The 7,278-nt window shown below is 56.6% G+C and carries 5 protein-coding genes and 1 pseudogene; 3 read left to right on the forward strand and 3 right to left on the reverse strand.

Going from position 1 to position 7,278, the window contains the following annotated elements:
* Positions 1 to 341: 341 nt before the first annotated feature.
* From INT40_RS21430 to INT40_RS20105, 3 genes and pseudogenes are all read left to right on the forward strand, one after another.
* Positions 342 to 761: a reverse transcriptase domain-containing protein gene (locus tag INT40_RS21430; protein ID WP_413463564.1), complete on the forward strand. Its 420-nt coding sequence runs from the start codon at positions 342 to 344 to the stop codon at positions 759 to 761.
* Complete coding sequence (locus INT40_RS21090; protein WP_319022042.1) at positions 676 to 1,518, forward strand: group II intron maturase-specific domain-containing protein; 843 nt, start codon at positions 676 to 678, stop codon at positions 1,516 to 1,518. The genes INT40_RS21430 and INT40_RS21090 overlap by 86 nt, the downstream gene beginning before the upstream one ends.
* Before the next feature lie 107 nt (positions 1,519 to 1,625).
* Positions 1,626 to 2,099, forward strand: a pseudogene (locus tag INT40_RS20105) (IS3 family transposase); the annotation flags it as partial.
* A 423-nt stretch (positions 2,100 to 2,522) separates the two neighbouring features.
* On the opposite strand, the gene INT40_RS20110 reads toward INT40_RS20105, so the two are convergent.
* From INT40_RS20110 to INT40_RS20120, 3 genes are read right to left on the reverse strand one after another with little or no spacing between them, the layout of a single operon-like run.
* Positions 2,523 to 3,554, reverse strand: coding sequence for a threonine aldolase family protein (locus INT40_RS20110; protein ID WP_193070606.1), 1,032 nt, complete (start codon positions 3,552 to 3,554; stop codon positions 2,523 to 2,525).
* Entirely contained in the window at positions 3,547 to 5,520 is a 1,974-nt protein-coding gene (locus INT40_RS20115; RefSeq protein ID WP_193096855.1) for an alpha/beta hydrolase family protein, read from the reverse strand. The genes INT40_RS20110 and INT40_RS20115 overlap by 8 nt, the downstream gene beginning before the upstream one ends.
* 37 nt (positions 5,521 to 5,557) lie before the next feature.
* Entirely contained in the window at positions 5,558 to 7,093 is a 1,536-nt protein-coding gene (locus INT40_RS20120) for a peptide MFS transporter (protein WP_193070608.1), read from the reverse strand.
* Positions 7,094 to 7,278 lie beyond the last annotated feature (185 nt).

Consider the following 7,278-nt stretch of genomic DNA (forward strand, 5'->3'; position numbering starts at 1 on the left):
CGAGGTCGGGAAAGCCGACCACATGGCGAAGGGACTCAGTGCCGATTCCGCAATGAAAGTAGGGATGAAAAGGAGGGACACCGGTGAATACGGGTGTGTCGGGGCCAGTCGATATTACTTCGGCATGGCATCGAGTACTTACGATCCAGACGAAATTGCACCAATGGGCGCGCACCGATCCGGGGCGTGTCTTCGATGATGTGTTCAACCTTGTCCACGATCCGGCCTTCCTCGTAGCAGGGTGGGATCGAGTGCGGGGTAACAAGGGCGGTCGGACTGCTGGAGTCGATGGGGTCGCACCCCGGTCCCTGCTTCATGGTCAGGCCGTTGAGGTGCTCACTATGATTCGCCGCCAGGTGAAGACTGGTGAGTTCCGACCCTTGCCGGTGCGTGAGCGCAGGATCCCGAAGTCGAATGGGAAGACTCGTTCGTTGGGGATTCCAACGCTGGCCGACAGAGTGGTGCAGGCGTCGCTGAAGTTGGTGCTGGAACCGATCTTCGAGGCGGACTTCTATCCGTCCTCGTATGGGTTTCGGCCGCGGCGGCGTGCGCAGGACGCGATTGCTGAGATTCATAAGTTCACGTCGAGGCCTTTGAATTATGAGTGGGTCTTCGAGGCTGATATCACTGCGTGTTTCGACGAGATCGATCACACTGGTCTGATTCAGCGTTTGCGTGGACGAATCACGGACAAAAGGGTCCTGGCTCTGGTCAGAAGGTTCCTCAAAGGCAGGCATCCTCAGCGAGGATGGTGTCAATAGGAACACTCACACCGGCACCCCGCAAGGAGGGATACTTTCACCACTTCTGGCCAATATCGCCTTGTCTGGGCTTGATGATCACTTCCAAAAGAGGTGGGAGTCGCTGGGTCCGAGCTGGACGCGAGCGAAACTGCGCCGTAGGGGCATCCCGGTGATGAAGCTGATCCGGTACGCGGATGACTTCGTTGTCCTTGTCCACGGTTCGGTCGAGCACGTGGAGGCACTGTGGCACGAGGTGGCTGAAGTGCTCGCGCCGATGGGTTTGCGCCTATCGGTGGAGAAAACGAAAGTGACTCACATTGATGAGGGGTTCGACTTCTTGGGCTGGCGCATCCAGCGTCGGATGAAGAGGGGAACCAGCGGTCAGGCTCAGGTGTATACGTATCCGTCGAAGAAGTCTCTGGCTTCGATCAAGGAGCGTATTCGCGGTCTGACTCGCAGAGCGCAACATCGGACGCTGGCCGATCTTCTCCGCCGGGTGAACCCGGTGTTGAGAGGGTGGTGTGCGTATTTCCAGCATGGGGTGTCGAAAGCGACATTCAGTTACGTTGACCATTACGCGTTCTGGCGGATCGTCAATTGGTTGAATAAGCGTCACCCCAAGCTGAATAAGCATACTGTGGTGCGTCGTTTCCTCCCTGGATGGGAGATACGGACGGAAGGAGTCGAGTTCTTCCGGGCCTGTCGGGTTCCAGTGACTCGCTATCGGTTCCGGGGAACTCGTATTCCCACGCCATGGGACAGTGCTGCGGCTTGATTGGCATGGAGAGCTGGATGCTCAGGAATGGGCACGTCCGGTTCGGAGGGCGGGCCGGGGAAACTTACCAGTCGTGAGGCTGGCAGAGCGCCCCGGTCCGACCCTACTCGGAGCACCATACGAATGAGGGCAAGCTGTACCTCTGCGCGGTCAAGGACGCCTACTCCTCGCGCATCGTCGGCTATTCGATCAGTTCGAGGATGAAGGCGCGGTTGGCTGTTGATGCCCTCGAGATGGCTGTGGCCAGGCGCGGTGATGTGGCCGGATGCGTGACGCACAGCGACCGCGGCAGCCAATTCCGGTCGAAGAAATTCACTCGGGCTTTGGCCCGTCACGGCATCATCGGGTCGATGGGACGAGTCGGCGCAGCGGGCGATAACGCGGCTATGGAATCGTTCTTCGCCCTGTTGCAGAAGAACGTTCTCGACCGTCGCCGGTGGGTCACTCGCGACCAGTTGAGAATCGCGATCGTGACCTGGCTCGAGCGGACATATCACCGACGTCGCCGACAAGCCCGGTTGGGTCGATTGACGCCAGTAGAGTACGAAGCAATCATAGAGCCAGCTGCCCTCGCAGCGTGACACTCACGCTGTCACCGATCCTTGCATCAGTCCCTACCGCTCGTGAACTCACTGGTGGGAACTGCCAAGTTCCCCATTGCAGCAATTGCTTTCTGAGCGCCTCAAGTCAACAGAGGCAGCGTAAGGACAAGCTATTGCTGCGACGGGGCAGGAAGTTACTACCTCGGCATCACGCGCAAACGCCAGGAACGACAAGTTGAGCGTTGAGATTCGCTCGGCGATCGTCGAAGAGCTGGAGCCCGGCTCGACGAACCATAAGGGGGCACGCGACAATCTCTTGACGCACTACCTGTAGCCCAAGAATAGGCCCAGAACACAGCGTCGTTCCTATCCTACGAGGATGAGAGCCAGCTTGGCGCTCAAACGGGCGTTGCGTGCACTGAAGATGAGAAGATAGAGCTGGGCTCGCCCCTCAACTCCGAGTCACGCTTCTTGCGATAGTGCCTGTGAGATAACGTTTGCTACCTGGTCAATGGCGCTATTCGATATATCGCTGTGTAGGACAAGCCTCAGCTCCTGTCCCGAAGGTCCACCGAGCAGAACCCCCTGTTTGGCGGCCCGAGCTCGAACCCGAAAAGCTGGATCAGAACCGTCTAAGAACCGCGCACGTACGATGTTGGTCTTGATCTCGTCATCGACCTCTACTTCTGGAATATTCCGTAACAATTCTGCCAGCCGCATAGCCCGTGCCTGATCGGCTTCGAGCCGATCGCGATAGCCGCGCAATGCTGTCAGCCCAGCTGCTGCGACAACGCCAACCTGCCTTAGTTGCCCGCCGAGAAGCTGACGTATTCTTCGTGCCTCGGCGATCCATTCGGTGGAACCGGCGAGAATAGAGCCCATTGGTGCACCAAGACCCTTGGACAGGCACACCATGACGCTGTCACCAACGGAAGCCAACTGACTCAGCGGCACACGAAGTGCGACTGACGCATTGAAAAGGCGGGCCCCGTCGAGATGGATACTGGGAAGACGCGCTTGCTGCGTACGCAGTGTTTCGACCCTGTCAGCGTGCCAGGCGACGCCTCCAGCTGCATTGTGCGTATTTTCCAGACAGAGAACCTGAGCTCCGTCGAGGCCCCCTGGCGCAACTTCGGGAAATCCGCAAGAATCCGCGATTTGGCGCGCGCGAAGGCCGAATACTTCTGGATCAAAGGCCCCTCGTTCGAAACGAAGGATATGCGAATTGGTGCCCACAGCGACAGTAGCATCTCGCTTGCACCACGTCCGGAGCGCGATCATATTAGCCAGCACACCAGTTGTAACGAATATTGCAGCTGGCTTGTCCAGCTCGAGCGCGACAGCTTCCTCAAGCCGACGAACTGTGAGATCTCCGTATTGGCCATCGGGCAGCATCCGGCCGTCATCGCCGACCTCGGCTGCGGCCATGGCTGCCCGCATCTCACTAGTCGGCTTGGTGACAGTATCACTGCGCAGGTCGATCCACTCAACCATCGCTATTCCCCCTTACTGGCGTGATGCAGTCGTCGGATGATTGGCATGCAGGCTCTTCCGACTTAGCTACGAAGAACCGTTCGTTGAGGAACCCTGTGACTGCCCTATACCATTCTCGAGTACCGTGAATCGTCGAGATGCGGTGTCCTTCCGTTGGCAAGTAAAGGAAACGGTGCGGCGATTGGCCTTGATCGTCTTCAGAGAGATTCGATGAAGAGAGAAGCTCCGACCACTGTAAGAAGGCCTGTTCGCGTGGCACGCAAGTGTCCCGACCGCCCTGGCTGATGAGCATCGGTATGTCTATTTCGTGTACCCACCAACGCGGCGAGTGAGGTCGTCTCATCGCTGCTGGCATTCGCCTTCGGAAGCGGGCAGGGTCATCGGTTGTGGGGTGAAAGAGCTCGAGGTCCCATATTCCGGCGTGACTGATCGCGGCTTGGAATTCCTTGGTGCGAGCAGCCGCCCATGTCGCCAGGTAGCCACCAAAGGACGTTCCAATGACCGCCTTTCTCGTTACGTCAATATCGGAGCGTTGACCAACTTCGCTAGTGACGTCCAGGAGGTCATTTAGCGGAGTACCTCCCCAATCTCCCCAACCCCGATCTATGAAGTCTTGGCCATATCCGGTAGACATCGCAATGTCCGGCATGAGTACGGCCATGCCCTGAGCGACTAGTGGCCATGGAGACCGGGCCCAGCGCCAACCGGCCCACGACACCGCTGGTCCGCCATGGACCCATACAACGAGTGGAACTGGTGTCTCGCTCCCGGCTGTATGGGGCAAAGTGAGCCAACATTTAATCGGGATCCCGTCGCGATTCAATATTGTGATTGCGTGCTGCTTGCCTTCGAACTGAGGCTGATCTTCAGGTATCCCCAGTGTTGTTGCTATGCGATTCCGAACCCGTGTGAGATGACCCGAGTTTCGCATTGTTGCGTGGACTGAATAGATGTCGAATGTTCGCGGGTGGATCAATGAGGTGCCGTAGGCACCTTCGTCATCCGCAAGTTTCTCAACGCAGTCACGATCGACAGAGGCTTTGAAAAGAGAGGTATTCCCGTCGTCGTCGGCTCTAACTAGAATCGATTTCTCCTTGGGATACCAGGCAAGTGGGGTTGGCCATCGGTCCCAGCCTGATACTAGAGAACTGCGGGAAAATGCAACCAAGTCGACTACCGTGAGCGATCGACGTTCGCTCCGCTCGTTGAGATGCATCTCTTGCACCGCCGCATACTTCCCGTCCATTGAGATCGGACCAGCAAGGAGCCGGCTGTCTGCCTCCTCGTGCACCACTTCGACTGTGCCATTGATGAGGTCGGCAAGTACTAAATCGATCCTGATCTCGCCCCTTGAATGGCGAACGCGGTTGGCCAATACTCTGAGCCCGTCCGGGTGCGGGAAGACCTGATGTTCTATAGACAGTTGGGCGAGGTCCTGGTGGTGGCGACGTAGCTTTCGTGTCACAGTATCGAGTGTGAAGATTTCGAGTATCTCGACTGTGCCAGTGTCATTCGTTCTCACGGGGTAATGCTGGCGCAATCGATGCTGCAAATAGTCGGACGTTCGTCGGTCAACTCGATCTGGTGCGATGCATTGAATGAGAACAGTCCCCGTGTGTTCATTCGAGTCCATCGAGAATACGCGCTCTACGCGCGCAATCTCTCGTCCTTCCCCATTCTCTTCGATTTCAACGACGATGTTGCCGGACTGCCCCGCGAGTTGTTCGCTGAGATAGATTTTTTCAGCTCCAGCGGCACACACAGAGGTTACGCGTTGCTGTCTGCTCGCGAGCAAAATCGGCACCTGTTTCTCTTGATCGATCTGATAGAGCGCCGATGAAACTTGACCAGAGACTTCGACGGTGTCGACCACGGCAAGTATTCGGGTTCCATCTTTGTTCATGGCAACATGAGTGAGTCGGGACGAATTGAGGAAGTCGTCGATTGCTTGAGTAGATTTGGTCATAGTGCATTACCTGTTCGATCAGATTGAAAATTGGTGTTTAGGCCCGCCGGCTGTCACCGATTGGTTCGACATCACTCTGCGGTGAACGATCTGCAGCTCCCTCTACTAGTGATGTAATAGCTGAAATTCGGGTCGCAAGCACCCCGAGTACGACTACCGTGACAACCGTCGCAGCAGTGAGAATGTAGTAGAACACAGAATCGTTGACTCCGGCCAGCAGGCGAATGATTACTGCGGCTAGACCTTGAGCGAGCGCGTTGTTAAGTAGCCATACGGCCATGCCCTGGCCTTTGAACGCCCGGGGCATCAGCAGTGTCGTGGCCGCAGCTCCGACTGGTGAGATGAAGACGATGCCAGTCGTCTGGACTACGAACACCAATGCGAGGTACCACCATGGGGCAAGCGACTCGCCACCAGTCCATGTCGCAAAGCCCACGCCCATGAGGAGCGCAGAAATCCCGAGTAGAACCGTGCCAAAAATGAACTTGTGGATCACTCCTGGAAATTTCCCGGCTCGTCGAGTGAACCAATAGGCAAGGATCGGAGCAGCAATCAGACAAACCCACGGATTAATAGATTGGTACCACTCAGGAGGAATGCCGAAGCTCCCTAAGTTTAGTTGAGTGTTCGACAGTGCGAAGGAAGCCATCTTCACTGCTGCTTGTTCTTCGATCATCCACACAACCATTGCCGCCAGCCACAAGGGCAGATACGCGCGTAGATTGCTGCGTTCATCCGCGTTCACCTTTTTGCTACGGAACATTGTGACAAAGTACGCAACGGCTACAACTGCGGCCACCGTTGCTACTGTGCCTACGATCGCATCGGTGATGTTCGGCAGAAGAGCGATGAATCCGAGAAAGAGGGCCGCCACGGCGACCGCTGAGCCTAGGGTGTAAGAGAACAGTCGGCGTTGTCCACTATTGCTTAGCGGTTGAGATGCTGCCATCACCGATTCGGGCATCCTGGACCGGCCAACGATAAAGATGACCAGCGATAGAGCCATGCCGATTGCCGCCGCTGAGAATCCCGCGTGATAGCCACCCGCTGCTCTCATGCCACCGATTACAAACGGTGCAAGGAAGGCTCCGATGTTGACTGAGAAGTACATGAGTTGAAAACCGCCGTGTCGACGTGGATCGCCCTCTGCATAGACCTCTCCGAACATGGCTTGAAGATTGGGTTTGAGCAGACCGGTTCCGAGCGCGATGCAGCAAATTCCCACCCAAGACATCGGCGATGTCGGCAAGGTAAGTGCGAGATGACCGAACATGATCACAACCCCGCCGTATAGTGTCGCCTTCCACAGCCCAACCACACGATCAGCGAGGATTCCGCCGACAATGGCCAACAGATATGCGCTTGCTCCATAGGCGGCAACCAACGCCTGGCCAATTGGCTCAGAAATGCCGAGGCCGCCGTTGATTCCTTCGTCAATAACGAAGTAGAGAAGGATGGCACGCATTCCGTAATAGGAGAAGCGTTCACACATCTCCATTGAAAACAGCCACCCTAGCCCTGAAGGATGACCGAAGAACCCTCGAGGGGACTTCCCGATCTGATAACTCGACATGGCGTCATTGCCTTTCTCTGACGTGGACTCCGGCCACATGCTCAGTGCAGCACGGGTATGTATCTGTGCTTACATCAAGATAGACGATCAACTGAAAAAACATGCGAGAATTCGGGCCTGCCACCGGCTCTGAGGTTAGCCTCGAATAGTGGACACCCAAGGTAGCGGGATTTCAGGTCCTGCTG

Origin of the sequence: Brevibacterium sp. FME17 (genome assembly GCF_014897515.1) — a bacterium.
Lineage (GTDB): Bacteria > Actinomycetota > Actinomycetes > Actinomycetales > Brevibacteriaceae > Brevibacterium.

Coding starts and splice junctions, on each gene's coding strand:
- INT40_RS20120 (WP_193070608.1), bottom strand. CDS start 7,093: ATGTCGAGTTATCAGATCGGGAAGTCCCCTCGAGGGTTCTTCGGTCAT.
- INT40_RS20110 (WP_193070606.1), bottom strand. CDS start 3,554: ATGGTTGAGTGGATCGACCTGCGCAGTGATACTGTCACCAAGCCGACT.
- INT40_RS20115 (WP_193096855.1), bottom strand. CDS start 5,520: ATGACCAAATCTACTCAAGCAATCGACGACTTCCTCAATTCGTCCCGA.
- INT40_RS21430 (WP_413463564.1), top strand. CDS start 342: ATGATTCGCCGCCAGGTGAAGACTGGTGAGTTCCGACCCTTGCCGGTG.